The organism is Mesorhizobium newzealandense (assembly GCF_042682145.1).
In the GTDB taxonomy this organism is placed as follows: domain Bacteria; phylum Pseudomonadota; class Alphaproteobacteria; order Rhizobiales; family Rhizobiaceae; genus Mesorhizobium; species Mesorhizobium newzealandense.
Genome location: NZ_JBHUGZ010000012.1, coordinates 162,398 through 189,209 on the forward strand (window position 1 = coordinate 162,398; position 26,812 = coordinate 189,209).

The window sequence follows — 26,812 nt, forward strand, 5'->3', positions numbered from 1 at the left end:
CGTGAAGCTTGATCCCAAGACAGTCGCGGACCTCGCTCTCGGATTTCAACCGCGTTCATACCTCCGCGTGATGCGCGCCGCGCATATGGCGACGCCGTTGGGGATGGGTTTTGGACACACACGCTTCTCAAGTCCGGATAGGACGTTTCAACTCCTCTACATCGCCCGCGACCTTGCAACGGCAATTGCCGAGACCATCGTCCGGGACAGGTTCGAAGGCAGGATGAAGCGTGTCCTTGATCAAAGCGAGATCGAAGAGTGGGCCGTAGCGGAGATTACTGCGACTTCTCCGCTCACGGTACTCGATCTGCGGACCACGGGCCTCCTCAGGTTGGGAGTCAGCACTGACGCCGCTCGAGCCAAGAAGCACCGGCAGGGGCGGCAACTCAGCGCGGCGATTCATGGCGCCTTCGCGATTGACGGTCTGCTTTATACATCCCGTCTCACATCCGCCGAGTGTGTGGCCGTTTACGATAGAGCCATTGAGGGAAAGCTGGACGCATCGCCATCAACAAATCTAGTGCGGCACCCGGACCTGATAGCAGCTCTGCAGTCTATTGGTGTCTCCCTTCAGAGAGGTGCCTGACGATGGCCGGGAACGTTACGTCGGTGAATTTCTCGGGACGTTTCAAGAAGCTGAACGGAACCGTCGCGCTGACCGCAACGCGTGCGGACATTATCCGGTCACTGCTGACCGTGGGGTATCCGAGCCGAAGGGCGGCCGTGCGCGTCGTGGGTAGGTGGAGGGAACGAATGCTGGTCGCGATGGCGACTGGCTATCTCGACAATGCGCTAAACACGACGCTTTACTTCCGCAATCTCGAGCAGTCGGAGAAGGTCGGTGTTTCCTTCCTGCTCGGCGAGGCATTCACCCATTGATACGCGCAGGACAGGATGAAGATTGAATATCTCGTCCATGTGGGTGGGCTGTCGAGTTGCTCGTGGACTTCACCGACAACTTCACTTGCCCCGAAGACGGGCGCGTCCCCGCCAGCCGCAAAGAGCCGTCCCGATTTCATCGGCATACGCCGCACGGAGAGTCATGTCTTCGAAAGCAAGGGGCGGAGTCGGCGTCCGGCGGCAACTGCTGTGAGCAAGGCGCTCGGGCAAGTGTCCGCCCTCCATTCAGTCAATGGCAAGGCGCCAAAGACCAGGTGTGCAAGTTTCTTCATGCTCAGGAGCGCCGGCACCGAAGGGTTCGTGTCCGACCCTCCCGTTGACGGCAAGGGCAGCGGCGTCAACTTCGACGTTCTCGACGCGCTCGCCAAGGCATATTCCTTCTTCCTGGACGAACCAACGACGAATCTGCCGGCAGACGTTTCCGACGGATACTTTGGTCGCGAGATTGAAGATGGTGTCTATTTCGGCCTCGACAAGAAAGTCTTCGCTGCCATACAGGAGCGGCCTGATGGTGAACAAGAACGCCGCCGCCGGACAGCCGAGATATTCGCAATTATTGCCGACAGGTTGCAATCTTACGAGGGCCGGAGAGAGCGGAACGTTTCGGCTGGTCCGGACGGAACCATACTCATCGACCGTCGATCACGCCCCGGTAGCAGACAGCGTATAATCGCAAAATAGCGTTGCAAGGCTGGGCTTGAGTCGCCCCAAATGCATGGAGAGCGGTCAACGATGCCATCTTACCCTGTCGGAATTGGTTGTTACTCTCCTGGCCGGACGATTTGATGAAAGCACTTTCTGGACAGTTCGATCTGTTCGACCTTGATCCCGGCTATAGGGAAACACCGCGACGCGTTGCTCCGGCTCGGCCTGCGCGGAAACATCCCATTGTTGCGCCGGGAACTGAGGATGAGCTGGTGCAACTCTTAGAAGACACTGGGCGATTCAAGGTTTTGCGAAAGCTGGTGCCCCGCCCGATCATCGATCGCGCCAGCAGCAGATTTCAGAGGTTAGCCGTCCTGGTCGATGTCGAGACGACTGGTCTCAATCATGCCCGCGACGAGGTGATTGAAATCGGCGCTGTCGCCTTCACTTATGACGATGCAGGAATGATCGGCGATGTCGTCGGCGTATTAAGCGCGTTGCGGCAACCATCAGGCCCGATACCGGCAGAGATCACCCGCCTCACCGGCATTACCGACGAGATGGTGGCTGGACAGTCTGTGGATCTCGGCGCACTCGACGCACTTATCGAGCCGGCCGATCTCGTCATTGCCCACAATGCCGGTTTCGACAGGCCGTTTTGCGAGCGTCTGTCGCCATCGTTCATCCCAAAACCGTGGGCCTGCTCGGTGACGGAAATCCGTTGGGCGGACCACGGCTTTGAAGGCAACAAACTCGGTTATCTCGTCGGGCAATCAGGCCTGTTCCATGACGGACACCGCGCGACCGATGATTGCCATGCCGTCCTCGAAATTCTTGCAAGACCGCTCGCCGGCAGCGGCGTAACGCCATTCGCCGAACTCTATGCTGCAAGCCAACGACTCCGGGTCCGGGTGTGGGCTGAGAACAGCCCCTTCGAGACGAAGGATCATCTGAAGGCGCGTGGATATCGATGGTCGGATGGCAGCGACGGTCGACCAAAGGCCTGGTGGGCAGAAATTGCTGAGGAGAACCTTGACGAAGAACTTCGGTTTCTGCGCGAGGACATCTATCGTTGGCCCGAAGCGGAGCCGCTCACACAACGGCTTTCAGCAGCCGATCGCTTCAAAGCAGCTTAATTTGCAGGTGCTGACCTGCCGGTCGTTACAAATCATCTTTGCTTTAATTTGAACGATGGGCCAATACTGCGGCATATTCTTGGTGCTCGCATATATGGGGGAAGAATGGGGAATGGCTGACGAGGATGTGGCGCCGCAGCGCCAATTCCAGATTGTCCGTAACGGCGATTCGACACCGGCCAACATAGATTGGTCCCAAGGAGTCGAGACAGTTCAAAAGGGCATCGCCGATGCCCTGAACGCGCGCAACGTGGCGTTCCTGTTGGGCGCTGGCTGCTCCTCGTTGCGTGTCGACGGAGAGGAGCGTGGCATCTCAACCATGCAGCCCCTCGCTGAGATATTTTGCAACACTACCACCCAAGCGTTGGCAGCCGCACAGCAGCGTGCGGAAGACGAGGATCTATTAGGCGAAGGCAGCACCGACGTGCTCCCTGTAGAGCCGCCTGACTGGCTTCTAACCAAAGAAGAAGTAGCCATTCTACAAGAGGCGGGCGTCGAACTGGAAGATGAGTACGCGCGCAACCTTGAGCGCTTGATGGAGGTATTGCACAGTCTTCGTTTCGTCTCCCAACGCAGCGCGAAATCATCCCATTGGGCGCGAGCCAAAGATCTGACGGAGGTAATCAACAAGGTCCAGGCATTCCTCTGGGAGCGGTGCACCGACGGTGCTTTCGCGCAGGGGGATACATCTGTCCGCGACCTCTATGAGAAGTTCTACCGAAAATTAGTGCTGCGCGACCGAAGCCTACCCCGGCCATGGGTGTTCACCACGAATTATGATCTGTTCAATGAAACTGCGATGGACCGCCTCGGCATTCCTTATGCCAACGGTTTCTCCGGCATCATAGAGCGGCGTTTCAATCCCTCCACATTTCGCTACGCCTTGGCTGAGCAGCTCGATCTTTCAAACCGCAAATGGTCGGCGGTCGATGCGTTTGTCTACCTATGCAAGTTACACGGATCGATCAGCTGGACCGAAGACGATCACGGCCTGTTCCCAATCCGTGAGAAGTGGCCGGCCGACGGCAGCGCCAAGATGATGATCTTTCCCACGCCGGCAAAACAGAACTCGAGTCTAGGGTCACCGTATGCCGACCTCTTTCGCGAATTCCAGTCGCGCATCGTCCGCGAGCAAAGCGTGCTTGTGACTTCGGGCTACGGGTTCGGGGATGAGCACCTGAACAACATCATTTACCAGGCGCTGACAATACCGACCTTTCGGTTGATTATCTTTGCGTCACCGGACGCACCCGGAGAGATTGCCAAACTGCGCGCCCTTGGTGATCCGCGGATCTGGATAATCGGTGGCGACGGTCCCGAGCCAGGTACAAGAGCACATTATTTCGACACGATGGTCGATCGGTTCATGCCTCAGCGGCCAAGCGAGCGTATCGACGACGCCGTTCGCAAGGTGATGAAGGAATTGGCTCCGGACAAGGACGATACCGAATGAGTCACGACGATCGCAAACGCGCCGTCGGTAAGGTCACATCAGTGGCAGCAGACAGGTTCGTGGTCGAGATGCACGCGGGGACCGACAACTTCACGGTCGTGGGCTTTGACGACGTGCATTACGTCGCACGTTTGGGCTCGTTCCTGATGATACCGACTCACGCCGAATATGTTGTCGCTGAAGTTGTGGGGCTGCGCGAACGTGATGTTGCGGCCTCCTCTAGAGGCGACCTCGACAGGACCGGATCGGCGAAATTCCTCGACGTGGTGCCCGTAGGCATGCTGCCTGCTTCGGGGGACGGAAAGTTCCGGTTCGGTGTGTCGGTCTTCCCTTCGCTCTATGCCGACGCATTGTATGCTCTCGATAGCGAACTCGACAGGATATTTGAGACGAAAACCGAGGCTGAGGCCGGCATCGGGCCTGACGGGCAAATCTGTGTGCCGGCGAATGCCACCCGCTTTCGTGTTTTAAGCATCGGTCAGTCTGTCGTGTTCGAGGACTATGCGGTGAAGGTCCGCCTCGACGATTTCTTCGGTGGTCACGTCGCAGTGCTTGGCAACACGGGCAGCGGAAAGTCGTGCACAGTCACTTCGATTTTACAGGAGCTTTTTGAAAAACCGGACGAACATCATGCCCGAGGTGCCACGTTTGTGGTGTTCGACGTCAACGGCGAGTATCGGCAGGCGCTCGAACCGCTGGCAAAGCCCGGCGGTATTGGGGTCGACCGAGTTATACTCGATGGAACAGCAACTGGTTTCCGCTTGCCCCATTGGTTTCTGGACCTCTCAGAATGGGAACTTCTGCTCCAGGCGAGCGAACGCACGCAGGTCCCCATACTGCGTATGGCGCTTGGCCTTTCAACGATGTTCTCAGAAGCTGGTGCAGACGATCTCGGCGGCGTGAAGAACCACATCCTTGCCAAATGTATCACGCAGATCGTGCGCGACGATTCCAGTAGTCCGTCAAAGCATGACCGGATAGTTGGCATCCTCCAGCGATTCAACACTGGTGAAATCAATCTGCAATCCATCCAACCTTTCATTGCAATTAGCTACGGCCAGCTGGCTGATGCCCAAGGTTTGGACGACTTTCTCGTCGGCGAGAATGCCTTTGTTATCGACGAGTTGAAGCTGCCGGATTACGAAAACATCCCTTTCGATTTCCGCTCACTAGGAGAGGCAATGGATCTGGCCATCCTTTACGAGGAGGCACACGGCAACCGTCAGATTCGCGACTACTGCTCGCAGATGGTCACCCGCCTCAAATCGCTTGAGGAGCGTCGGGAGTATGAATTTCTACGCCACTCACTGCCAGTCGGGGTGCAAGCCGGTGAAGGTCAGAGCGAATTCCTCGCCCGAATCCTCGGGCTGACCGCGAAGGGCAATGGCCTGACTAAGACCAGTCAGGTCGTGATCGTCGATATGAACGCCGTATCGGATGACGTTGTCGAGCTTTTCTGCTCGGTTCTCGCACGCATGACGTTTAGGCTGCTGCGGCAAGCCGATCCGCGCAACCGCTTCCCAGTTCACTTGCTGCTTGAAGAAGCTCATCGCTATATTGCCTCCACACCCTCTCGTTATGCGTTGGACGCAGCGAAGGTTTTTGAGCGGATAGCCAAGGAGGGCCGCAAGTACGGTATGTTCCTCATGGTAGCATCACAGAGGCCAAGCGAGCTTTCAAAAACCGTGTTGTCTCAATGCTCCAACTTTGTCGTTCACCGCATTCAGAACCCAGACGACCTGTCGCAAATCCGTCAGATGACTCCATTTATCTCCGACGCGGTTCTCAAACGGTTGCCATCCCTCCCCAAGCAGCACGCGTTGGTGTTCGGAACATCCGTGAATTTGCCGACGACGTTCCGCGTCAGGGACGCGTCTCCTCGGCCATCCAGCGACGACACCAAAATAGTTGATCTCTGGTTCCACGAGGAAGGTCGCCGAGCGAACATCCGACTCGCCCCGCTCGTACCCGATCCGGATGACGTATTCTCAAATCTAGTGTGACACTAGCCGAATGCTGAGGAGCTCTATGTCTTTGGCCAGCCTTTCGTTTTCAAGAAGATCATTCCATCGAATGCGCCGAGTTTTGCCGCGGCTTCGGTAACATAGCGCCTTCGAGACTCCACGGATCGGCCGGATGAGCGCTCCAGGATCCGGCCGCCCCAACTGTCCGATCCTTTTCGGTATATCGAAATGTTCAGCCCGTCGGTATTCAGATAGCTGTTGCCAGCGTGCGAGACGCGCCACTTGCGCTGGAGCCAATTGCGTCGGCGGTGTGCAGCACTGCGGAGCGCACGTTCGCGCATTCGCGGTGCCTCGTAGTCCTGCTCCATCTTCTCCGCACAGACACATCCCACGCCGAGCATTTCGGCATGGTCAGGATGAGTCATGTAATGGATGTATCTGATCTCTTGGGTTTCGCACATTTCGCAAATCTCAGACGGTTCATCGAGATCCTCCACATTGACGCAGGTCCAGCCCTTATGCGGAATTCCCGATCGCGACCACTTCCCAGTCATCGATCCCCTCCCCCTCCGACGAACCTATTCCTCTATCTCGACGGCGACGTCCTGCTGGCTGCCGAAAAAGTCGGGCATGACGTCGCCCGCCAACAACTTCTCTTTTGACAGCAGGCCAGCATCCTCGAGCGCCTCGAAATCCGGTAGCTGGCGCAGCGTGTCGAGCCCGAATTGCGACAGGAAGGTTTTGGTCGTCACATAAGTGTAGGGCGCGCCTTGAGTGGGGCTGCGCGGCCCCGAGGCGATGAGGTCCTGCGCGCGCAGCACGCCGATGAGATCGCGCGACACCTCCTTGCCGAAGAAGCTTGAAAGCTCGCCGCGGGTGATCGGCTGGAAATAGGCAATGCACATCAGGACTAGGAAGTGTGGACACTTATCTGAGCCATAGGATGGTTGCGGCAAGGGTTACGATTGCAAGGTAGTGCCTTGCGGTCTTCTCGAAGCGTGTTGCGACGCGGCGGAACTGCTTGAGCTTTGAGAAGCAGCATTCGATGAGATGGCGCTGGGCATAGAGGTGCTTGTCGATCGGATGTTTGCGAGCCCGAGAGGGATTGTTGGGGATGACCGCGACAGCCCCCTTGTCAGCGATGGCCTTGCGCAGACGGTCGCTGTCGTAGGCTGTATCGGCCAGCACGACATCGGCTGGCAAGCCTTCGATCAGGGCATCGGCCTGCGGGGCGTCCCCCTTTTGGCCAGCCGTGAGCGTGAAGCGGACCGGGCACCCCAGACCACGCACGGCCATGTGGATCTTGGTGCTCAGGCCGCCACGGGAACGGCCAAGGGCCTGATCTTGAGCCCCCTCATATGAGGCTCGTTGTGTCAATAGTAGCGGCGGCGGCTTAATCACCTTCGGACGCTGTCGGGATCGGCCTCGCGGCGAATTGCGGAACAAGTCCACATCACCTCATATCCGGTCGGCTCTGGTGGAGCCTGCACCCATATCCCGCATGCACGGGCAAGTTTGGCGAGGCCGGGGCAGGATGGGACCCATCTTTTTGACGGCGTTAACAGCCCTGGGGGGCGCCGGTCCACATCCATCCCGCTTCGTCGCAAGTGACGTTGGCCGCCCCTCGCGTCGAACTCTTTCGTCAGGCCTTGGTCATGGCGCCCTCCGGCAGCAGGCCCTGGGTCAGATACCGCCACAAGGCGATTATCAGCTTGCGCGCCAAGGCGACGATCATGGTGCGGCGGATGCGTCCTTTGCCGGCGCCGACGCGCTCATGAAACCAGCGCGCGAGACCGCTATCGGGCTGATGGCGCAGCCACAGCCAGGCAAGTTCAATGGCGGTTCGACGCGCTCGCGGATTGCCCGATCTCTGGATGCCTTGATCGCGGCTGACCGCGCCGCTGCTCCAAGGGCTGGATGCAAGACCGAGATAACCGGCGACCTCACGCCGATTCTGGAAGTCGCGGAAGAACACCTCGTTCGTCATTACGCTTGCGATCGTCAGGCCAATGCCACGCAGATGACTCAGTTGGATGATCCCGGGAGCTGTGATCTCGGCGGCCTGACGCTGCTCAGCCTCGACCTCCATGATCATCTCAATCACTTGCCACAAGCGGTGGCACTCGCGCTTGATCTCGTTCTTCAGGCAGGACGGCAGATCCCGCCCGTCAGCCGTGCGCAGCGTCTCGAGCTGCTCACGCCAGTCCCGTCTGGCTGGCTTGAAGTCGCGGATGCCCTGGGTCATCAAAAGCCCCTTGACGCGGCTGGAATGCTGGCCGCGTTCGTTGACGAGCCGAGCCCGTTCCCGGCTGCGACGGCGATCGTTCTCCTGCTCGAGGCTCGGCACCCGCACAACCCGGCAGACCCTCGGCTCGCCACGTTCCAGCGCCATCAGCGTGCGCAGCAGCGCCGCCGCATCGAGGCGGTCCGTCTTGGCGCGGCGTGACCGGCGGTCGACCAGGATGCTGGCCGCGTCCAGAACCTGATTGTCGATGCCGCGGTCGCACAGGAAACGATGCAGCCAGAAACCGTCGTAGCCGGCCTCGTAGCACGACATTACCCGAACCGGACGCGTCAAGGCGGCCTGCGCCTGTTCGCGCCGGTGTTCAATGAGAGCCATAAGCCCTTCGGTGTCACCTCCTTGCAGGCGATGCAGGCTGATCTTGTCGACCGCCGGCGAGTGCAGCGCCACAAGCCAGGTCGACTTGCTCAATTCCAGTGCAACGAAAATCGTGGCAGTCTTCTCGCCGGCGGGCGGCGGAGCAACGGATGAGAGATTCATGAGACGTCTCCAGGGTTAGGATGTCGGACCCCGAAACCTTACCTGAGTTCCGCCGCCCGTCGCCTCATGGGATCTTTTTGCGCCCGAGGCGTGCTGATGGGCGCGGATGATGGTGGAATCGACGATCAGGTATTCAAAGTCCGGATCGTCCGCGATCGCGGCGAAGATGCGCCACCAGATACCTTTGTGGCTCCAGCGGCTGAAACGGCGAAAGACACTGTTCCAATCGCCGAACATCTCGGGCAGATCACGCCAGGGCGAGCCCGTTCGCACGATCCACAGAACCGCTTCAACGAACATGCGGTTGTCGCGACCCGACGAACCGCGTGTGCGCTCGTCGCCAATAATGTGTTGCGACATCCGCTCCCACTGATCATCCCGAAGGATCAGACGGTCCAGCACTCCCATGACTGCCTCCAAAAGACAGTCTTGAATCTGATTTGCAAGCCCTTGGGAATCCCAAGAGTCCACACCTCCTAGAGCCTCCGCCTGCGACAAGTCTTTTGTCCCCTGCCCCGCGGTTGTCCCGAAGGCGGCCCGGATGGCGTCGCCAAAAACCCTCTTGGTCCGGTGCTGCCAGCCGCCGGCGACCGCGACCAGTTCATAAGGGCGACCGGCGAGCTCGGCGCGAATGTCGTCGATGACAAGGTCGAGGTTGCAGCTTCTTCCGATCACCCGCGCGAGGACACTACGTGTCACCGGTTCGCTGGCGGCAAAGATCACCGCTTCGAGGCGGCCCATCCACTCGCGCCAGCGCAGTTCCGGCGGCAGGTGCTCGAGCTCGGTGTCCAGCAAGGCTGGCTGATCGTATGGCTTGCGGCGGGCAGACGCTTCGCTCATCGCTACAGCCCAAACAGCCGGAAGGTGGCGCGGCCGGACAGCTCGCGCACGGCATCGAGTTGCTGCAGCCGCTCGAACAGCCGCCGCGATCCAAAGCGCGACAGGTTCTTCGTCGTCAGCGAACCGGAGACGGCGTCTTCATTCAGGAGCAAAAAAATCGCCTCGCCGGCACCCTTGGCGCGCAATTTCGGCGCCACCGCCAGGAGTTTTGCGGCGCGGCGCGACAACTCGTCAGCCAGCCGGCAGGCCTCCGCCGCCGCGTGAACAAACGCCACGCAGACCGCGCGCTCAAAATCTCTCTCCGCGGGTCGGATGCGCTTGCCGCCGCCGGCCTGGGCGCGGAAGGACGGGCCAAAGGCTTGCGCCATCAGGAGCGGCAGCGGTCGCGGCCAGCGCAGGCTTTGCGCCAGCACCAGGTCGGCGAGCCACCAGGCCAAAAGCTCGGCATCGGGACGCATGGCGACGACGTGAGCGGCGATCGCCGCGGCGGCGAACGGCGCCGGCCGCCCCGAGCGCGCCAGGTCGTCGATGTGTTCACAAAGCGCGGCCAGCGCCTCGACATCCCAATGGAGGCCAAGCTGGTCGAGTATCTTCCCGAGCCGGTCAGGGGTAACGACGGACGGCTGCCCGACCAACTGCCGCCAGGCGCCAAAGATGGTGCCGGCCGGTCCGGGGTCGGCCCCGGCCTGGCGCAGATACCAGGCGTCGCGCAAGGCGGCCGCGTCCTCGGGGCGGCCGGCGAGCAGCATGCTGGCGGCGGCGCAGCTAAGCGCCAGCCGCTGCCGCCAGGCGCCGGCCCAGGCAGGCTGCGCGCGGGCGAGCGTATCGAGGACACCCAGGGCCGCGCCGGCCCGGAAGGCGGCGTCGCCGTCGCTTGGCGCGCCGGCGCTTGTGATCGCCCAGGCCGGAACGGCAGGCGGCGTGGCAGGGCTGGCGGTCGCGGGATCAAGGCGAATCATGGTTTTGGAGGATAAAGCGTCCGTGCGGTTTGCGCTATGATTTTGGCGCCACAACGCACAGCCTGTCGCATGGATAAAATGAACGATAATGTTGCATTATCAGTCTTTTAGATGCTGCGGCATCTATGCCGCCACCAACGACTGGCGTACTCCTTCCGGCAGGGCACCCATTCTGGCGCACAGGCAATGAATCCGTGCCGCCATGTCACGAAACGCTCGGCCCGCTCCTCTGCCGGCCGATGGTCCAGGAAATCCCCTCCCCGCGCACGATACCGGAAACCTCCTTGCCGAAGTATCGTTCGAGCACCGGCCGCCACGGTACGAGGGTGAATTCGCGCGATTTCTCCACGACGGCATATTTGCCGCTGGCTAACTCAACTGATCGGCGCAATGTGCCCTCTATCCGATCTCCTGCCCGGGCTTCGACATAGGGCAGACCGAGCTCGCCCGACAGTTGACCGGCAACACGGTTCAACTCTCGCTGACGCAAGACCGAAATCATGTTGGCGCGGTAGACGATACGCCCTTGCTCTTCGTCCGCGAGCGCTTGAGCGATCAGCCACTGCCGCCGGCGGGCCTGCGCCTCCCCGACCTCGTGGCCGAAGCCGGTATTGCGCAAGGGCTCCGGCGCATCCGAAACCAGCTCGCGGTCGAGCCAGGTGGCGCCGTCGAAGCTAACCTGTCGCGCCAACGGGATCGATGACAGCTTTTCAACGATCACAGGCTCGGCTCTGGCCCGCTGGCGCTCGTAATCCGCGACACGGTCCAGATGGTCCGGCGCGATGATCCAAGTGCCATCCGGCTCACGCTCCACGCCGCCGGTAGCACGCCGGATCGCCTCCAGTCGACGGACATGCGTTTCGGCGAAACGCTCGGTGGCCGATCGATCGTGCTTGAGATGGATATCAATACTGTAGCGCCCGCCACTGGTCGCGGCGATATCGGCAACGGTGCGGTCGACCTGCCTAGGTTCGGTGTTCCTCGGCGTGACACGCACGATGTACCCGTCGGGCGTCGGTTCCGTCGCCTCGCCTTTGCCGATATCGATGTAATGGCTTTTGCCCTCCATCCCATCGAGGATCAAGTAGTGCCGGTCGTTGATTTCGTCGGCCAGGCCGCGAGCGACAACACGGCCGACCACAGGCTCGGTCTTCAGTTCCGCATCGTGGACGACATAGTCTGCGGCACTGCGGGCGAGCCCCTTTCCGGTCAGCTCGCGATGCATGGTCTTGATGATATCGCCGCGCTCGCCGATGCGGCGCAGCGTCACTTCAAGCTCATCGTCCAGGCGCCAACGGCCCGGAGGGGTCTCCTGGGCAAGTCCCATGCGCTCCAGTTTGCGCAGGCGGCCCTGGTGCAACGTTTGGCGAAACGCGTCGCGGCCGGCCGCCGAGACGAAACCGTCATCGTCGCGCATGCGCAGCAGCTGCCGGTCGATGCTGGTGAAGCGTTCCTGGTCCATTTCCTGGCGCAAGCGCTGCTCGATCTCGCGGTCGGTGCGGGGACCAAGATCGAGGCTGACCAGCTCGGCCGCCCGCTCGCGGATTCCGCTCGAAACATATTCCCGCGCGATGACGAGGTTTTCGTCGCGGTCATCCTTCCCGCGAACGATGATGTGGGTGTGCGGATGGCCGGTGTTGAAATGATCGACGGCGACCCAATCGAGCCTAGTGCCGAGGTCCTTTTCCATCTGCGCCATGAGCCGCCGCGTGAGCGGCTTCAGGTCGTCGTCCTCAATGCCGTCTTCGGGCGCCACGATAAAGCGAAACTGATGGCGGTCTCCATCCGCGCGATCGAGGAACTCTTTTCCGTCAACGCGATCCTTGTCTGCGCCGTAGAGCTCGCCCGGCTCACCCTCGCGGGTGACACCGTCGCGCTGGATGTAACGCAGATGAGCACGCGCCCCGTCCTGCCCCTTGCCGGCTAGCCTGACGATGCGCGCCTTGACCATCACCCGGCGCTGGCGGAAGGCAGCGTATCGATCGCGCGATCTGAGTAATGCAGCAGCCGCCCCGCCTCGCCCTGCCCGGCTTCCGGTAAAGCGGCCGCCGCGCATGGGCTTGCCGCCTGCTCTGTTGATCGCCGCCCTGACCTGTCCAGCGTAGCCTTTGCCTGCCTTCGAGCCGTTAGACCGGATTTTGCCTAGCTTCGGCGTGAACTCATCGTCCTGCATGCCGGCCTCCAGCTAATCAAGAGTGAGATCAAGCGCTTATGCGCCCCAGCCTCCTGCGGTCGGTAGCAGCCTCTTGGAAAAACGATGTGCAGACAAAGACTTGACTGCCGCCTGGAGGCGGTACCTTTATCTTGCCTTCCGCCGACCCTGCTTCTGCCCCCGCCCAGCCGCCCTCACCGACCCGCAGCCGCCAGCCCTCACCGGCTGTCCGGCTTGCTTGTCCCAAGGTGATCCTTCCCGAGCGGCACCAGAATTTTGCCGTTCGATTTGCGCGCCAGCTCGCCGTTCCGCAGAAAAAACAGCGATCCTCCGGAGGGAGCTTCTGGTGCCTTTGCACGCGGTGATTTGCCCTTGAACTGATCCATGTCGGCGGCCGAAACCCCGGCCGCCGTTAGCCCTTTCAGATAAGCAACCGTCTCATTTGGAAGCGGTGTTCCGCGTTTCAAATGCGCCGCATAGCGTACCGGTCCAGCGTTGTAGGCGGCGAACAGGCCGGGGAAGCCGAAGCGGTCATACATGGCGCGCAGATAGGCGGTGCCGGCCAGGATATTGTCGTGCGGATCGTGCGGATCGGTGCCCAGACCGTGCGCGGCCCGCATGTCCTGATAGGTGCCAGGCATGACCTGCATGAGGCCCATGGCGCCGGCGCGCGAAGTGATGGGACGGCCATCGAGCCTGGTCTTGCCGTCGCTCTCGGCATCGACGACGGCGTAGATCCAGGTTTCAGGAATACGGAAGCGCCTGCTTGCTTCCGATACGAACTTCTGCCACTTTTGAAGCTGCGGACTATGGGAGATGGCGACCGGCTCAGCGCCGGTCGAGGCGGAACAGGCGCATGGCGCAAGGGCGATCATGCCCAGCATCAGGAGGGTCAGTCGGTCCATAGCGGCACCAGCCTCCCGATGACATTCGAGGCCGGGACCGGCCCGAAATAGCGGCTGTCGAAGGAGCGGGGCGTCTCGCCATTGAGCAGGAAGACCTCGTCATCGACGAGCTTTCGACACGCGTTCCACCATGGCAGCGCGCGGCCTTGAACGTCGGTTGCGAGGCGGCGCGCGACGATCGCGCCGCCGATGATTATGGCTTCGTTGAAGGTACAGACATGCTCGTGCGGCAGTGCAGCGATGCGCTTGACCAGCGGCACGTTGCGGGGCAGATAGCCGCGTTTTTCGGCGCGATCGGCGACCGCTTGCGCGGTCCGTACAAGCACCAGATCGCCGCGCGCCGGTGCTGCCGAATCGACCAAATAAAGGCCTAGCGGCGCGCTGGCCGAGGCGTTCCAGACCAGCCAGGGCGATGGTTTTTCGAAGGCGGTGAAGCCGATGAGGCCGACGCCAATCGCAGCTATGGCGATTGCCTTACGGACCCGAATTCGCCGCAAACGGCTGCCGATCCGACGGATGGGGGGACGACTCATGACCGGCCTCCATGCTGAGCGTCGGAGTCCTGCTGGCGTCCTTTTGACCACTCATCGAGTTCGTCGATGTGGTAGCGGACATAGCGGCCGTGCTTGCGGAATTTCGGGCCACCGCCGGTGAGCCGCATCTTTTCCAGGGTGCGCTGGGACAGCCCGATATAGAAAGCAGCCTGCGCTGTATTGAGGAACGGGCTGCCCTTCTTGGCGCGGGCCGCGCGCTCGTTTTCGTCGTCCATGATCATCCTCGTTCGCGTGGGAGAAGCGAGGCGAGGATGATCGCGTGAGGGCGCTTCAGGGACGGGCGAAGAGTCGGACCATGGGTTTTCGCCGCCCCTTGAGAGGAGCCCCCGCGCCGGCTGGGGCGCGAGGGCCTGGGGCTTGCCGATCAGTCGACCGGGTTCCAGATGATGGCGTAGGTTTCGTCGTCATCCTGCCCGGCGGCGCGGCCGAGATTGGCGTAGAGCTTGCGCGGGCCGAACTCAGGGGCGGCGATTGACAGGCTCACATAGTCCTTGCCGGAGGTCTCGCCGGTGCGGATCCAGCCCGCGCCGACCTCGACGCCCTGCGTCAGCACCCGGAAGTCGGGATGGTTTTCGGCACCCTTGGCCTGGTTGGGCACGATGTCGATGTCGGCGCGGACGCTGAGCGTCTTGAGCTGGCCCTTGTAGCCGCCGTTGTCCTGCTTGGTGACGTAGCCGATCGCGGGCATGTTAGTCTCCTTTTGCTGTTCGCCGGGGACCATTCCCCTGCGATGGCGGACCGTGATGGGCGCGTCAGGAACGCCTGAACCCTTCAGGGCCGCAGCGACAGCGAAGGACCCGAGCGGACGGCTTTTTTTGAAGCGAAGCGGCGCGAGGAAGCCGCCGCAGGCGGCGGGGAAAAAAGCTGGCGGCGAGGGTTTCGGGCGGGCCGGATCGCCCATAGGTCGACAAGCCAGCCGCAGGGAAATGGTCCCTGAAGACACATGGAGACAGGTCGCGCTGACCGCGCTGCATGCAACAAGCAGACGACGGCAAGGTGGGGCCGTGGACGCTCGGAGGCCGTGCCGACGACAGCTGGGGCCGATCAGCGCTGGCGCTCTGCCAGCCATGCGGGTGTGGTGATCATTGGCCGATGGCGAGGAGTTTGACGGTCGGATCTTACTGCGGTTGCGAACCGCCAGGGACGGCTGAATGCGGAAATCCACCCGACCGGAACGTCGCGTGGGCGGCGGTAAAGGGAGGTGCCGCCGCCCGAGCGAGAGGGGTCATTCGGAGCCGAACAACGCGCGGACTTTCGCCCACTGATCGGCGGTGCGGAAGCCGCCGCGACCGGTATAGGTTTCGGCAGGGACTTTCATCCAGCGCGGCAGCCATTGGTCGACCTTGTGGCGGCCGTTCTCGCCGCAAAGGAAGTCGCGGATGATCTTCTTTTGCGTCTTGACCTTCTCCGAAACATTGCCGTCCGCGACGTGCTTGCCGGCTATATCGGCCAGCATGGCGTTGGCGATTTCCCTTTCGCGAATGAGTTCGAAGAAGGCCTCGTCCGGCTGCCAGCAGGCGCCGATATCGACATTCAGATGGTTGCCGAGCGCCTCGACCACAGCACTTCCCGCCTGAAAAGTCTCGCCCATGACGATGGCGAGCGCGCGCGCATCACGTCTTCGTCGGGAAGCGCCAGGAGGCGGCCAAAGACGCTCGCCGTGGCATGATCGTCGCTTTTTCCCCCGGCGACGGTTCTGTTCTCATCGGCCATGTTCAACAGGGCCAGGACCGCGCGGCGTTTTTCGGCGAAGGCGGCTTCGGCCTTGCCGTTCGCGAGGCTCGCGGCCACCGCCTCGTTGGCGGCGCGTTGCGGTTCGGGCCGCACGTGCCAGAGACCCGAACCGCTGATGGCATGGGCCACCATCAGGCGCAGTGCTGTGCCCGCATGATCGAGCATGGCGGCGCGCACGGCGGCGTGGCGATGCGAGACGGTGATGACGACCTTGCCGCCTTTTTTCTTCGGCGTCTTTTCGTAGTCCCATGAGTGGAAATACTGGCCGGGTTCCAGCACCACCACTTCGGCCCAGCCGGCTTCCAGATAGGCGTCGCGTCTGGCGGCAATTGCCGCGTTCTGCTTTTCCCAGAACAGATCGGCATCGGCGAAATAGCTATCCTCGCCGAACAGGTCGCACACCATCAGACCGGGGTAATCCTCGATTGGAAACAGCGCCACCTTGGTGGAAATCGACTGGCCGCCGAACAGCCATTGCTTCAACTGGAAGCCGGGCGGCGCGTGGTGCTCGGAATCGGCAAGAAGCGCCAGCCAGTCCTGTTGCTGCGCCTTCGAGGCCATGGTGAGATAGCGCGCGGTCTCGGCGTCGAATAGGCCTCGCGGAGTTTCGGCAGCAGGTCGCCAAGCGTCAGGATGCGTTTGACGGCAAGCTCGGTGATGCCGAAGGTGGCGGCGATGTCTGGAACGGTGCGGCCCTGCTTGATCAGCCGCGAAAACGTCTCCCACTGCGATACTTCATCCGGGTCGAGGCGGGCGATGTTTTCGATCAGCGAGGCTTCGAGCGCATCGGCGTCGTCGCCGTCTTCCATGATGGCGCAGGGCAACGGTTCGGCTTCGCCACGCTCGTTGGCAATGGATTTCGCGGCGAAGTAACGCCGGCGTCCGGCGACGATTTCGAACATGTCGGGCGCGCCGTTGGGCCGCATCAGAAGCGGCACGAGAACGCCGCGCGCGCGAACGGACGGCAGAATGCCGGACACGTCCGGGGCGCGTCTGGCATGGCGCATGTTGACGGCGGAAATGTTGAGCCGGTCGATTGCAATGTGGGCAAGCTGCATGGTTTTTCTCCTTTTCTTCGGTTGGGATTGTCCTGACGCGAGGCGCGACAAGCGGCGCGGCAGGGACGGTTTTGCGCCTAGCGGCGCTCTCTCGCCACGTCGGGCGAAAGCTCAAAATGGCGCTTCGAGAGTACGCTTGCTGCCTGTCGAAGAAGCTGTTCGGCCTCGGTGATATGGCCGGCGAGGCGCGCGGCCTGCGCATGGACCGAGAGCGGGAAGCGGCCCTCGAAATGGAGGTCGCGCTCGATGCCGAGGCCAAGCGGACCTTTGACGGTTTGAAGCTCGGCAAGGCTGACGCTGCCGAGTTCGGAGTACCCGAACCCGAGGTCGCAAAGGCCGAACAGCGTGTCGCCGTCGGGGTCGAGTTCGGTCAACAGCCAGGTCGCCGCGCCTGCCGGATCAAACAGCTTCACGACCGGCTGATGGTCGGTTTCAACTTGCGCCGCGCCGTTGGCGAGAAGCCGGGCGCAAAGGTCGTCGGTGATCAGGATCATGGCAAAAACTCCTTTTTCAGAACAGGTCGAGTTGATTGCGGGCATTCGGCGGGAGAAAGGTTCGCTGGACCTTTCCCTGATCCTCCTCACCAGAGGCCGATATCGAGCGGCTTTTGCGCGGCACGCGGCCGCCTCCATGAGGCGGTCGAGCCAGTCGCGCGGTGATCGGGCGGACACCGGGGACGAGCGTTTGCTCGTCTTGCGGCGTCGTCTCGCTCTGGAGGGGATGGGAAGCGCACGGCGCTCATGCCGCGATCCCCTCCTGCGGCGGCTCGGCTTCATCGTGGTGGAAAGCGAGCAGCAAATCGGCGGCTTTCGAGGCGCGGCTGGCAGCGCTGAAGATGGCGCGATTGTCCTCGCGCAGCACCTTCAGCCATGAGCCGATATAGCCGGCGTGGCGCACGGTCGGCTCGATGCCGAGACTGCTGCAGACAAAGGCTGCGGCGATTTCGGCGACCAGTTCCTCGCGAGCATAGACCTTGGAGCCGAACGAGCCGGAGAGATCGCGGGCAAGGCGCGAGGGGTGGCCGGTCCAGTGGCCAAGCTCGTGAAAGCAGGTCCTGTAATAGTCGATCTGCTTGAAAAATGCCGGCTGCGGCGGGACCTGAATGCAGTCGCTACCGGGCATGTAGAAGGCGCGTTCGCCGCCGATGCGCAAATCGGCGCCGCTGGAGCGGATGAGCGCTTCGGCCTGCGGGATGATTTCGCGTTCGGGTAGCGGCTCGGCGGCGGCGCGAACATGCTCGGGCAGGCCGTCGCACTGAGCGACATTGAAGACGGTGAAGCGCTTGAGATAGGCAATTGCCCGCGGCTCCTCGCCATCGTCGCCGGCGCGTTCTTTTTCGTCTTTGGGAACAAAGCGGTCGGCATGCACGATGGTCGTGCCGCGCTCGCCCTTGCGGACATTGCCGCCAAGGATCAGCGCCTGCCGGAAGGTCAGCCAGTTCTGGCAGGGATAGCCGCGCTCGATGACGGCGCCCCACAGGATCAGGATGTTGATGCCGGAATAGCAGCGCCCGGTGGCGGCGTTCTTGGGCAGGCCGAGCCCGGCATTGGCCCTGCCCCAAGGCTTGACCCATGGCACGGTGCCGCGTTCCAGCTCGGCGACAATGCGGTCGGTGATCTCCTGATAAAGGCTGGCGCCCGGGCGCCCGCCTGCCCTTGCGTTGGCGCAACGCTTACTGTTTGAACGCATCGTTTTATCCTCCGCTCTTCAATCGCACGCCTTTCCCCGGAAGCGGGGTGGGCGGCGAAACGCGACCGGAAAGGCCCGCCGTCGGAGGCGAACCGCATCCGAAGGACCGGAACGAAGTGGAGGACCCGGAGCGACAGCGAAGGGTTGCGGATTGCCGCGGCGGGCCTAGAAGGGAGTGCCGCCCACCCCGCGCCGCCGGGAAAGGCAGCTAACCCAAGACCGCGCCGGCCAAAGGACGGCGACCATCGGCAGCCGCAAGGCTGCTTTTGCGCCAGGGGGCGAAGCCGGATGGCCGAGACCGCCTGAGCCTGCCGAAGAAAAGCGGGCTCGGTTCACGAGCACCCGGTGCGCGCCAAAGGCGCGCTGGCGCCCAGGTTTGGGAGATCAAGTCGCCAAGCTCAAACCCTATTTCTTCGACGGCCTGATCAAATCGCAGGGATCAAAGCGATCGCCAATCGCCCCAGCACATTCACGCTGGCGCGTTCGATCGCGCCCACCTAGCGCATGATCAAGCTCAGCGCGCGCCGCCAGTTCCTCTTGCGTCAAGTGCTGCTCGTGACCGCGAGGAAAAATGGACGGCCGAGACCGCCTGGGGCCGGCAAAGCAGATCGGGCTCGGTCCGCGAGAACCCTTGCGCGCCAGGCTCGGAACGATTTGCAACAGGATCATCGGGAAGCAGATCCTGTAGTGCCGGACCCGCCCGACCCCTTGTTGAACAACTCTATTCCGATCGAGGATCCAGCAAGGCTGCCGGATCAACCTCAAGCACCTTGGCGAGCTTCTGGACCATATCGATACTGGCACCGTAAACGCCGCGTTCCTGGGCGCTGATGTAGGTGCGGTCGACGCCGGCCTCATGCGCCAGCGCCTCCTGGGACAGTTTCTTTTTGTGTCGGTGCCGGCGAAGATTGCGGGCAAAGACCTTTCGAATCTCAATGCATGAGAGGCCAGCTTCTTATCGAGCATTTCACCACGGAGTATTCTCGACAAAGCGGCGGAGTCACGGGAGAGATTACAAAATGCAAAGGCTAGATTAAATGATCGCGGAGAAGCTGGATGCCGACTACATCGAAGTTCATGGAGCAGCTGGGACAACGGGGCGAACCCGAGACGTCGTTCGGGTGTCGTCAGGCTCTCCGGTCTGGCTGAGCCTCAGCTTTCTTCATGGCGCAAATACTCCTGGGAGGGCTGCTTGGGTTCTCGTTCACTTTGTATGAAATACTGGGGCGAGCATGCTCCTGGGTTCTTATCCGCGTCGGGAGCGGGAAACTCATTAACGGGATTTATTAGACGCCCGGCTGAGCGGCGGCCGGCTCGGGACGCAGATAGGCGTGCAGCGCCCTGACGCATTCATCCATCTGCCTCTCATGCGACACATTGCGCGAAGCGATCGTGAGATGAGCATTTTGATAGATCGGCTCACGCTCAGCGATCTGTTGCGTGATAGTGCCGAGCAGGTCCGAGGCCTGCTGCAGCCGGCGACCGCGTCGTCTCCCGAGCCGTCGCATTATCAGGTCGGCATCGGCCTTGAGCCAGATCGAGACCGCCTTGTCCTGGATGAGCCCATGGGTCTGCTGATGGATGAAGGAACTGTCACCGGTCGCGAGCACTGCCGGTCCTTGCTTCAGCACACGCGCAATCACTCTCGCCTCAAGCTCCCTGAAATGCTCCTCGCCATGGGTTTCGCAAAGTTTTTTTATCGACATGCCGGCCTCTTTCCTGATCTCGGCATCGGAGTCGATGAATTTCAACCCCAACCCTTTTGCAAGCCGCTCGCCAATGGTGGATTTACCGACGCCCGACATGCCGACGAGCGCTATCGGCCGCACGCCGAGGGCCGGCGCAATCTGGCTTGCTTCCGGCGACCTGGCGATCTCGGACATTCTTGATTTTTCGCCAACTCGCATTCCAAATGCCGCAGCAGCGCTCCATCTAGGATCCTCTTCGGCTTTCCAGTTTGGTATGCTATGGGCGCCTTTGGGGATCGCAACCTCGGCACAGACCTCGATGGCGCGTTGCATCAGTTCCTCGGCCTTGGCTTGCGGAGCATCCCCGCTTGAATGCTGCTGCCGAAGCTTGCCAAGGATCTTATAAGTGTCGTGATTGGCCAGTTTGGCCCTGTAGCTGCCTGGCGTGTGAAACTCGACCTCGAAGCGATAGGCTTCGGGCGTGGCGAGCACTACCTTGATGCCCAAGAAATTTCGAGTCTGCTTACTGAACCAGTTGACCACGCTGACCTCGGTGTAGCCCCGGTCATCGAAGGCCAGCATGGCTTTCTTGAAAGCGTTTATAAAATGCTCGTCAGGGATTTCGAAGACATGGCGTACAGCATTGGTGAGGAGCTGTGGAGCGCTGCCGGGCGGGACGCTCATGCCGGTGAGTTCATCTGTTATGGAGGCATGCGATTTCAAGCGGCGCTCCAGATGGGGCATCTTCATCTGGAAGTCCGCTTTCCAGAGGCTTTCGGCGACGCCGAGCGCGGCCTCGGTGATTTTGCTCTCTTCGGCTCTAGCGCGGGCAGCCTCGATCTGGGCGCGCTCTGAAGCCTCCGCGCGGGTCAGCGCAATCATCATGTCGGCATCCTCGGCGGTGGGCCGGAGGCCAGAAGGTTTCGGCAGAATGCCTTGCTCCGCAGCGAATTTGATCGAGGCCTCCATGATGCCAGCGGCCAGCGTGGGGTTGTCTTTCAGATCATCCAAGGTCGCATCGACGTCAAACCTTCCCTGGGCGAGGGTCGCCGCAACGCCCTTGACATAGGGCACGGACTTCAAGCCCGGTGTCTGGTGGAGGAGCCGCTGAAGGTAGCTGCCCTTCTTGAAGAAAAGGTTGGCGCCAGTATCGGATTTATAGGCGTCGGTGCCGACCTTGATGCCGAGGCTCAGCAAGTTGGTTGCGCTTTGTACGAGGTCGTCCGGATTGTAACCATCTGGGCGAGAATCGATGCGAGCAGGATAGTGGTCGAGCAAAAGCTGGATGCGGTCTCGTGGCTGAGGCGTTGCCGGATAGGTCTCGGTCAGACCCGGGAAAAGCTCGCACAGCCTTGCGCTGAAGCTCGGGTTTGCGGCGTTCGCGCTTTCGATTGTTTCGGGCAGGAGTTGTCCACCCTGCTTGACTGCCCATGCCACAAGGTCGGAGACGAGCAACTCGGCCATTTCGCGGGCAACCGGATGTTTGGCGACCTCAATCTCGCGCCTCGCCCTCGCAAACGTGTTCTGGATATCCTGGCCACTCACCTCTTCCTGGTTCAACAGCTGACCGATATCTCGCCGGAGCTCCTTGTGAACGCCCTCATAGGTGCCAAAGACGGCACGCTCGGCAAACCAGCGTCGTGCTTCATGGGATTGAGCCAGAAAGCTTCGCTGCAGACAGGTATAAGTTTCCAGAACATTCTGCGTGGCAGAGAGGATCTGGCGGGCGCGACTGAACTGGTAATCGTCGCCCTCAAGCGCCGGGGTATGGGACTTTGGCGGCTTCAGCGACGGAAGTCCCAGAGCTTGCTCCCGGTGATCGAACGCGCGCAAATGCTCATAAAGCTGCGGCCGGTCGCCGAGGATGATGACGGTGTCGCCGTCGAAGTCGCCGTCAAGTTTTTTCTGCTCACCGGTCGGGACAGCCACCAACGAGCCCGGGGCAAACACCTCGGTCGCCTGCAGGATGCCGAGGCAGTCGAGCGGCGTGTCCACCTTGACGCGGTCCTTGCTCGAGGTCCAGCTCGCATGGCATTTGACGTCCTCGGCAGACATCACCAGCCCACGGTCGGCGTAGGCGGCCGGCCACATCTTATCCGGGACAACGATCAGAATGCCTTTGGCAAAAAAGGTCGGATCGTTGGCCGCCAGTTCCCTCCCCGACTTCTGGGCGACGTTGAAGCTGTATTGGATGGCCGTGCAGTTGTCGAGAAACACAGCGGTCGGATCCCCCTCGAGGGCCGACTTGACTCCTTCTGGGGCAAACGGGCGCAGGTTGGGCTTGTCATAGGGCGAGCGCCCGATCAGCACGCCGCTCGTCCCCGTCAACGTCTCGCTCTTGAGCGTCGGCACATGGAGACACTCGTCGCTGGAGGGTATGGCAACCGCGCCAGGACCGTCGATATGTCCGCCAGTCACGGTTCGAAACAGCTCCTCGGCCGACAGCCTTTGCCCCTGTCGGCTCTCGAGCCAGGTCTTGGCCTTCTCCTGCGCCTCATCGGCCACCGACTCGCTGCGTGGATAATGTTGCAGCGCCGAGGCAGGCAGGGACGATCTGCGTCCCTCAGCAAAGGCAGGCACCCGATCAGGACCTTCCTGCCGGCGGGCGCGATGAACAGCCGGCATGCGGTTGGCCAGCGAGGCCTTGATGAAACCGCAGCCATCATGCGATCGCAAGGCGATCGGGCCTTCCGGCCCAGTTAGCTTGAAGGGATGTTCCTGGTTCGCAGGGCGATCCGGCAGCAGCGACAGTTTGAAGGCGCCCTCCAGCGCGTAGTCGTGAGGGCCCAGCCCCTTGATTGCTGGAGGCGCGGCAAAACCCCTGCGCTGCGTATAATAATATGCCTCCTTGAAAGGGGCCCATGCGCGCAATAGCTGCTCGAACGCCGTGCCCGATGCGGTATCGGCATACGGAATGGCCAGCAGCTTTCCGCCAGGAGACATGGCTGCCGCGGCGTCCGGGGCGCGGGCGGCGAGCTGCGAGAGGGTCGGTTTCGGTGGTTTTAACTTGCTTCCGCCGAACAGGTCCATGCGGTATGGCACACCCTCGACGGTAACCGTACGCGCCAGCATGAAGGGGCTGGGCTTTCCTGGCAGCTGCACCGCGACGACTGGCAAAGCTCCCGAGGTCAGGCGATGAAAAATCGAATAGCGTGTCTCGGGCTCCGTGGCCACTGGCCGGCCCTGCATGTCCACCACCGGCAACTGCATCAGTCCCGCCTCACCTTGCGGCGGTCTGGGCTCGTGGTCCATTGCTCGCAACACCTGATGGACGTCGAACACCGACGCTGGATGTTGGGCCTGGACCGTCGCCACATTCTGCGCCATGAACGTGTCCAGCCCATCAAGCGGGGTCTCTGCCGCGATCTCCGCGATCAGGTTCCAACTCATGGTGGAAAGGTCGCCTTCGATGAGGCCGGCCGTTTTCTCCAAAATCTCCTTGGTCTTGAACTGCAGCTCTTCTTGCCTCACCCGCAAATCGGACTTCTTGCCCTCGACATACGGCCGGCGGAACAATGTCGCCAGAACCGTGCGGGTCTTGAGCACTTGATAGATCGACAAGGCGGGGCGACGGCTCGAGTACGGGCCACGGGTCCGCTCGCCATCGCCTGCTTTGAGATGCGCCTCAATCTTATGCTCGACGATCGGTTGAATGTCGTTCAGCAAATTCAGAGCCTGCCTCCGATGCCAGCGCAGGCTCTTGCGCGGGCTGCGCGCCAGCGGCAGCACGGCGAGGCAGAGATTGCCCATGGTTTCGAGGTTGTTCTCAGCGGCAAAACCAGGGGCACGATGCAATTCCGTAAGCCGATCCAACGCCGGCCGTGCGAGCAAACCGAGATCGTCAAACAATCGAGCCTTGGCCAGCGCCTTGAAAATCACGGCGATGTTCAGAACGTGGGTCTGCTCCAGACGATCACTGGCATAGTGAAGGTAGCGGGCCAGCTGGTGTAGCCGATCCTTCAGCAGAGCGGTCTCTATGATCTCTCCTGTGTCCTCTCCCCTGGTGACACTTCGCCCCAGAGCATTGGCCATCATGCCGAGCTCAAGTGTGGTGAACGTTCCGAATCGTTGGCCTCCGGAGCCCAGTTTGCGCACGATGTCCAGGACTGCCTGGTGGCACGCCGCTGCTTCCGGCCACTTGCTGAAGCCGTTCACAAGGTTCGCCAATCCCTGCGGACTAAAATCAGAGAGCCGGTTGTCACGGCGAAGCACCTCACCGGCGATTGCGACCGTGGCCTTGCTGCAGCCCGTCTCGTCCGGCCACTTGCTGAAACCGTTGACCAGGTTGGCCAGGTTCTGGGGAGTAAAATCAGAGATCAAGGCGCTTTCGGAGCGACGAAGGACCGCCTCGGCAATAGCGACTGTGGCCTCGCGACAGGCCCCTCCGTCCGGCCACTTGCTAAAACCGTTCGCCAGGTTTGCCACGTCCTGCGCATTAAAATCAGAGAGCTGGGCTTCGCGTTTGGCAAGGCGAGAGACCTCGCCGGCGATCGCGACTGTTGCCTCGCGGCAGTCCGGCGCTTCCGACCACTTGCTGAAACCGTTCACCAGGTTCGCCAGGTGCTGCGCAGTAACGTCAGAGAGCTGGGCTTCGCGTTTGGCAAAGCGAGAGACCTCGCCGGCGATCGCGATTGTGGCCTCGCGGCAGTGCGGCGCTTCCGGCCACTTGCTGAAACCGTTCGCCAGGTTTGCCACGTCCTGCGCATTAAAGTCAGAGAGCTGGGCTTCGCGTTTGGCAAGGCGAGAGACCTCGCCGGCGATCGTGACTGTGGCCTCGCGGCAGTCCGGCGCTTCCGGCCACTTGCTGAAACCGTTCACCAGATTCGCCAGCCCCTGCTGGGTAAAGTCAAAGAGCCGGACGTCGCGTTTGGCGCGGCGAGAGACCTCGCTGGCGATCGCGACTATGGCCTCGCGGCAGTGCGGCGCTTCCGGCCACTTGCTGAAACCGTTCACCAGGTTCGCCAGGTGCTGCGGAGTAACGTCAGAGAGCTGGGCTTCGCGTTTGGCAAAGCGAGAGACCTGGCTGGCGATCGCGACTGTGGCCTCGCGGCAGCCAGGCGCTTGCGGCCACTTGCTGAAACCATTCACCAGGTTCGCCAGGTCCTGCGGAGTAAAATCAGAGATCAAGGCGCCGCTTCCGGAGCGACGAAGGACCGCCTCGGCGATAGCGACTGTGGCCTTGCGACAGTCCGGTGCTTGCGGCCACTTGCTGAAACCGTTCACCAGGGTCGCCAGCCCCTGCTGAGTAAAGTCAAAGAGCCGGACGTCGCGTTTAGCGCGGCGAAGGACCTCACTGGCGATCGCCACTGTGGCTTCGCGGCAGTCCGGCACTTCCGCCCACTTACTGAAACCATTTACCAGGCACGTCAGATGCTCCTGCATAAAGTCAGAGAGCCCGACCTCGCTTTCGGCGCGGCGAAGGACCTCATCGGCGATCGCGGCTGTGGCCTTGCGACAGTCCGGTGCTTCCGGCCACTTGCTGAAACCATTGGCCAGCAACGAGAGATTTTGGCTGCCCAGCTCACCTAGTACGCCCCTTTGATCCTGACAAATTCGGGCGATTCTCATCGCTCCATCGCGACATTTCGTCGACAATGGGTCCCGACCGAATGATGATGCGAAGAGCGAAAGCGCTCTCGGTTCAATCTTCTTCATTAACGCGAGATCAAGCTGCGACAGCCGAGCTGCGACAGCCCTGCAAGCTTCTATCCCTGCCTGCCCTCCCGCATACCGGCTCACCGCATTGCACGTAGTGGCGTACCCCCATGATTGCCGGGCGTCGATATCTTCCTCCAAGCGCGGGACAAATTTGCGTTCAAAATCGACGGAGGCCTTTTGCATGAACGTTGCTTGATCCGGCATCCGCAGGCGCTTGGAATGCTTCACCACCTCTCTTGAGAACCCCCCGATGTCACGCGCGTTAGCAATTCCTCTTAGTGCTGCATGCAACTCGCCTGAATACTGTGGATCAGGTCGCTCAAAGCTGGCGTGGCTCTGCGCGGCTACGTCGTCTACGCGCCGCTTTCCAAGTCCAGGACCCAGGTCGCTTGCGGATTGCCTTGGCTGCGGAAGCGCGCCCGATTGCGAGCTCTCGGCCGCCTGATTGCGCTGGCGCATGCTTGCTTGCGAGTCTCCGGCCGCCCGATCGCCGCGCCAATGCTCGCTATCAGAGCGCGAGGAGCCTTCTTCCCGATAGGGTGCGCCACGATCCTGTCGCTGGGGCGGGCGCTCAGCCCATTGCGAGCCCTCGGCCGCCCGATCGCCGCGCCAATGCTCGCCACCAGAGCGGGAGGAGCTTTCTTCCCGATTGAATGCGCCACGATCCTGTCGCTGAGGCGGGCGCTCGCCCCTTT

Annotated in this window: 21 protein-coding genes and 4 pseudogenes; 6 read left to right on the top strand and 19 right to left on the bottom strand. The window is 61.7% G+C overall.

All coding sequences use genetic code 11. The features are described from left to right. Window position 1: 1 nt before the first annotated feature. The 6 genes from ACFSOZ_RS17225 (at window position 2) to ACFSOZ_RS17250 (ending at window position 6,137) form a co-directional block, all read left to right on the top strand. On the top strand, window positions 2-586 hold the full coding sequence (locus ACFSOZ_RS17225; RefSeq protein WP_379100159.1) for an RES family NAD+ phosphorylase: 585 nt from the start codon (window positions 2-4) through the stop codon (window positions 584-586). 2 nt (window positions 587-588) lie between these two features. Next, window positions 589-879: a hypothetical protein gene (locus ACFSOZ_RS17230; RefSeq protein ID WP_379100161.1), complete on the top strand. Its 291-nt coding sequence runs from the start codon at window positions 589-591 to the stop codon at window positions 877-879. A 15-nt stretch (window positions 880-894) separates the two neighbouring features. Further along, complete coding sequence (locus ACFSOZ_RS17235; protein WP_379100163.1) at window positions 895-1,581, top strand: hypothetical protein; 687 nt, start codon at window positions 895-897, stop codon at window positions 1,579-1,581. 104 nt (window positions 1,582-1,685) lie between these two features. After that, window positions 1,686-2,681 carry a 3'-5' exonuclease gene (locus ACFSOZ_RS17240; RefSeq protein ID WP_379100165.1) on the top strand — a complete coding sequence of 332 codons (996 nt, stop codon included), beginning with the start codon at window positions 1,686-1,688 and terminating at the stop codon, window positions 2,679-2,681. 112 nt (window positions 2,682-2,793) lie between these two features. After that, window positions 2,794-4,134, top strand: a complete 1,341-nt coding sequence (locus tag ACFSOZ_RS17245; protein WP_379100167.1) for an SIR2 family protein — start codon at window positions 2,794-2,796, stop codon at window positions 4,132-4,134. Further along, the gene (locus ACFSOZ_RS17250; RefSeq protein ID WP_379100168.1) at window positions 4,131-6,137 is read left to right on the top strand and encodes an ATP-binding protein; all 2,007 of its coding nucleotides are present in this window, start codon (window positions 4,131-4,133) and stop codon (window positions 6,135-6,137) included. Before ACFSOZ_RS17245 ends, ACFSOZ_RS17250 begins: the two co-directional genes overlap by 4 nt. A gap of 23 nt (window positions 6,138-6,160) precedes the next feature. Here ACFSOZ_RS17250 and ACFSOZ_RS17255 read toward each other — a convergent pair whose 3' ends face one another. The 19 genes and pseudogenes from ACFSOZ_RS17255 to ACFSOZ_RS17345 form a co-directional block, all read right to left on the bottom strand. Beyond that, entirely contained in the window at window positions 6,161-6,652 is a 492-nt protein-coding gene (locus ACFSOZ_RS17255) for a hypothetical protein (protein ID WP_379100170.1), read from the bottom strand. A 24-nt stretch (window positions 6,653-6,676) separates the two neighbouring features. After that, window positions 6,677-7,012, bottom strand: a pseudogene (gene scpB / locus ACFSOZ_RS17260) (SMC-Scp complex subunit ScpB); the annotation flags it as partial. Window positions 7,013-7,025: 13 nt separating this feature from the next. Beyond that, window positions 7,026-7,454: pseudogene (locus ACFSOZ_RS17265) on the bottom strand (IS5 family transposase); the annotation flags it as partial. Window positions 7,455-7,740: 286 nt separating this feature from the next. Continuing rightward, window positions 7,741-8,880 (bottom strand): IS110 family RNA-guided transposase, encoded by a 1,140-nt coding sequence (locus ACFSOZ_RS17270; protein WP_379100172.1) that lies wholly within the window; start codon window positions 8,878-8,880, stop codon window positions 7,741-7,743. 63 nt (window positions 8,881-8,943) lie between these two features. After that, window positions 8,944-9,288: pseudogene (locus ACFSOZ_RS17275) on the bottom strand (IS5 family transposase); the annotation flags it as partial. 87 nt (window positions 9,289-9,375) lie between these two features. Next, a pseudogene (locus tag ACFSOZ_RS17280) lies at window positions 9,376-9,720 on the bottom strand (SMC-Scp complex subunit ScpB); the annotation flags it as partial. Between the two features lie 2 nt (window positions 9,721-9,722). Then, the gene (locus tag ACFSOZ_RS17285) at window positions 9,723-10,679 is read right to left on the bottom strand and encodes a DUF1403 family protein (protein ID WP_379100174.1); all 957 of its coding nucleotides are present in this window, start codon (window positions 10,677-10,679) and stop codon (window positions 9,723-9,725) included. A gap of 205 nt (window positions 10,680-10,884) precedes the next feature. Next, window positions 10,885-12,852 carry a relaxase/mobilization nuclease RlxS gene (gene rlxS, locus ACFSOZ_RS17290; RefSeq protein ID WP_379100176.1) on the bottom strand — a complete coding sequence of 656 codons (1,968 nt, stop codon included), beginning with the start codon at window positions 12,850-12,852 and terminating at the stop codon, window positions 10,885-10,887. A 197-nt stretch (window positions 12,853-13,049) separates the two neighbouring features. After that, window positions 13,050-13,736 carry a lytic transglycosylase domain-containing protein gene (locus ACFSOZ_RS17295; protein WP_378924805.1) on the bottom strand — a complete coding sequence of 229 codons (687 nt, stop codon included), beginning with the start codon at window positions 13,734-13,736 and terminating at the stop codon, window positions 13,050-13,052. Next, entirely contained in the window at window positions 13,724-14,269 is a 546-nt protein-coding gene (locus tag ACFSOZ_RS17300) for a S26 family signal peptidase (protein WP_379100178.1), read from the bottom strand. Before ACFSOZ_RS17300 ends, ACFSOZ_RS17295 begins: the two co-directional genes overlap by 13 nt. After that, window positions 14,266-14,505, bottom strand: a complete 240-nt coding sequence (locus tag ACFSOZ_RS17305) for a helix-turn-helix transcriptional regulator (protein WP_095090519.1) — start codon at window positions 14,503-14,505, stop codon at window positions 14,266-14,268. Before ACFSOZ_RS17305 ends, ACFSOZ_RS17300 begins: the two co-directional genes overlap by 4 nt. A gap of 149 nt (window positions 14,506-14,654) precedes the next feature. Continuing rightward, entirely contained in the window at window positions 14,655-14,978 is a 324-nt protein-coding gene (locus ACFSOZ_RS17310) for a DUF736 domain-containing protein (RefSeq protein WP_379100180.1), read from the bottom strand. A 537-nt stretch (window positions 14,979-15,515) separates the two neighbouring features. Next, complete coding sequence (locus tag ACFSOZ_RS17315; RefSeq protein WP_379100182.1) at window positions 15,516-15,851, bottom strand: hypothetical protein; 336 nt, start codon at window positions 15,849-15,851, stop codon at window positions 15,516-15,518. Continuing rightward, window positions 15,824-16,585, bottom strand: a complete 762-nt coding sequence (locus ACFSOZ_RS17320) for a hypothetical protein (protein ID WP_379100184.1) — start codon at window positions 16,583-16,585, stop codon at window positions 15,824-15,826. Before ACFSOZ_RS17320 ends, ACFSOZ_RS17315 begins: the two co-directional genes overlap by 28 nt. Then, window positions 16,504-17,082, bottom strand: a complete 579-nt coding sequence (locus tag ACFSOZ_RS17325; RefSeq protein ID WP_379100186.1) for a ParB/RepB/Spo0J family partition protein — start codon at window positions 17,080-17,082, stop codon at window positions 16,504-16,506. Before ACFSOZ_RS17325 ends, ACFSOZ_RS17320 begins: the two co-directional genes overlap by 82 nt. 77 nt (window positions 17,083-17,159) lie before the next feature. Further along, the gene (locus ACFSOZ_RS17330) at window positions 17,160-17,576 is read right to left on the bottom strand and encodes a DUF2958 domain-containing protein (RefSeq protein ID WP_379100188.1); all 417 of its coding nucleotides are present in this window, start codon (window positions 17,574-17,576) and stop codon (window positions 17,160-17,162) included. Between the two features lie 244 nt (window positions 17,577-17,820). Beyond that, entirely contained in the window at window positions 17,821-18,771 is a 951-nt protein-coding gene (locus ACFSOZ_RS17335) for an ArdC family protein (RefSeq protein WP_379100190.1), read from the bottom strand. 721 nt (window positions 18,772-19,492) lie between these two features. Continuing rightward, the gene (locus tag ACFSOZ_RS17340) at window positions 19,493-19,708 is read right to left on the bottom strand and encodes a helix-turn-helix domain-containing protein (protein ID WP_095090521.1); all 216 of its coding nucleotides are present in this window, start codon (window positions 19,706-19,708) and stop codon (window positions 19,493-19,495) included. Window positions 19,709-20,057: 349 nt separating this feature from the next. Continuing rightward, window positions 20,058-26,345: a shikimate kinase gene (locus tag ACFSOZ_RS17345; protein ID WP_379100192.1), complete on the bottom strand. Its 6,288-nt coding sequence runs from the start codon at window positions 26,343-26,345 to the stop codon at window positions 20,058-20,060. Window positions 26,346-26,812 lie beyond the last annotated feature (467 nt).

What these genes read in the sequence shown, in the direction of transcription:
- ACFSOZ_RS17230 (WP_379100161.1), top strand. Translation starts at nt 589, where the DNA reads ATGGCCGGGAACGTTACGTCGGTGAATTTCTCGGGACGTTTCAAGAAG.
- ACFSOZ_RS17235 (WP_379100163.1), top strand. Translation starts at nt 895, where the DNA reads ATGAAGATTGAATATCTCGTCCATGTGGGTGGGCTGTCGAGTTGCTCG.
- ACFSOZ_RS17240 (WP_379100165.1), top strand. Translation starts at nt 1,686, where the DNA reads ATGAAAGCACTTTCTGGACAGTTCGATCTGTTCGACCTTGATCCCGGC.
- ACFSOZ_RS17245 (WP_379100167.1), top strand. Translation starts at nt 2,794, where the DNA reads ATGGCTGACGAGGATGTGGCGCCGCAGCGCCAATTCCAGATTGTCCGT.
- ACFSOZ_RS17250 (WP_379100168.1), top strand. Translation starts at nt 4,131, where the DNA reads ATGAGTCACGACGATCGCAAACGCGCCGTCGGTAAGGTCACATCAGTG.
- ACFSOZ_RS17255 (WP_379100170.1), bottom strand. Translation starts at nt 6,652, where the DNA reads ATGACTGGGAAGTGGTCGCGATCGGGAATTCCGCATAAGGGCTGGACC.
- ACFSOZ_RS17270 (WP_379100172.1), bottom strand. Translation starts at nt 8,880, where the DNA reads ATGAATCTCTCATCCGTTGCTCCGCCGCCCGCCGGCGAGAAGACTGCC.
- ACFSOZ_RS17285 (WP_379100174.1), bottom strand. Translation starts at nt 10,679, where the DNA reads ATGATTCGCCTTGATCCCGCGACCGCCAGCCCTGCCACGCCGCCTGCC.
- rlxS (WP_379100176.1), bottom strand. Translation starts at nt 12,852, where the DNA reads ATGCAGGACGATGAGTTCACGCCGAAGCTAGGCAAAATCCGGTCTAAC.
- ACFSOZ_RS17295 (WP_378924805.1), bottom strand. Translation starts at nt 13,736, where the DNA reads ATGGACCGACTGACCCTCCTGATGCTGGGCATGATCGCCCTTGCGCCA.
- ACFSOZ_RS17300 (WP_379100178.1), bottom strand. Translation starts at nt 14,269, where the DNA reads ATGAGTCGTCCCCCCATCCGTCGGATCGGCAGCCGTTTGCGGCGAATT.
- ACFSOZ_RS17305 (WP_095090519.1), bottom strand. Translation starts at nt 14,505, where the DNA reads ATGGACGACGAAAACGAGCGCGCGGCCCGCGCCAAGAAGGGCAGCCCG.
- ACFSOZ_RS17310 (WP_379100180.1), bottom strand. Translation starts at nt 14,978, where the DNA reads ATGCCCGCGATCGGCTACGTCACCAAGCAGGACAACGGCGGCTACAAG.
- ACFSOZ_RS17320 (WP_379100184.1), bottom strand. Translation starts at nt 16,585, where the DNA reads ATGGCCTCGAAGGCGCAGCAACAGGACTGGCTGGCGCTTCTTGCCGAT.
- ACFSOZ_RS17325 (WP_379100186.1), bottom strand. Translation starts at nt 17,082, where the DNA reads ATGCAGCTTGCCCACATTGCAATCGACCGGCTCAACATTTCCGCCGTC.
- ACFSOZ_RS17330 (WP_379100188.1), bottom strand. Translation starts at nt 17,576, where the DNA reads ATGATCCTGATCACCGACGACCTTTGCGCCCGGCTTCTCGCCAACGGC.
- ACFSOZ_RS17335 (WP_379100190.1), bottom strand. Translation starts at nt 18,771, where the DNA reads ATGCGTTCAAACAGTAAGCGTTGCGCCAACGCAAGGGCAGGCGGGCGC.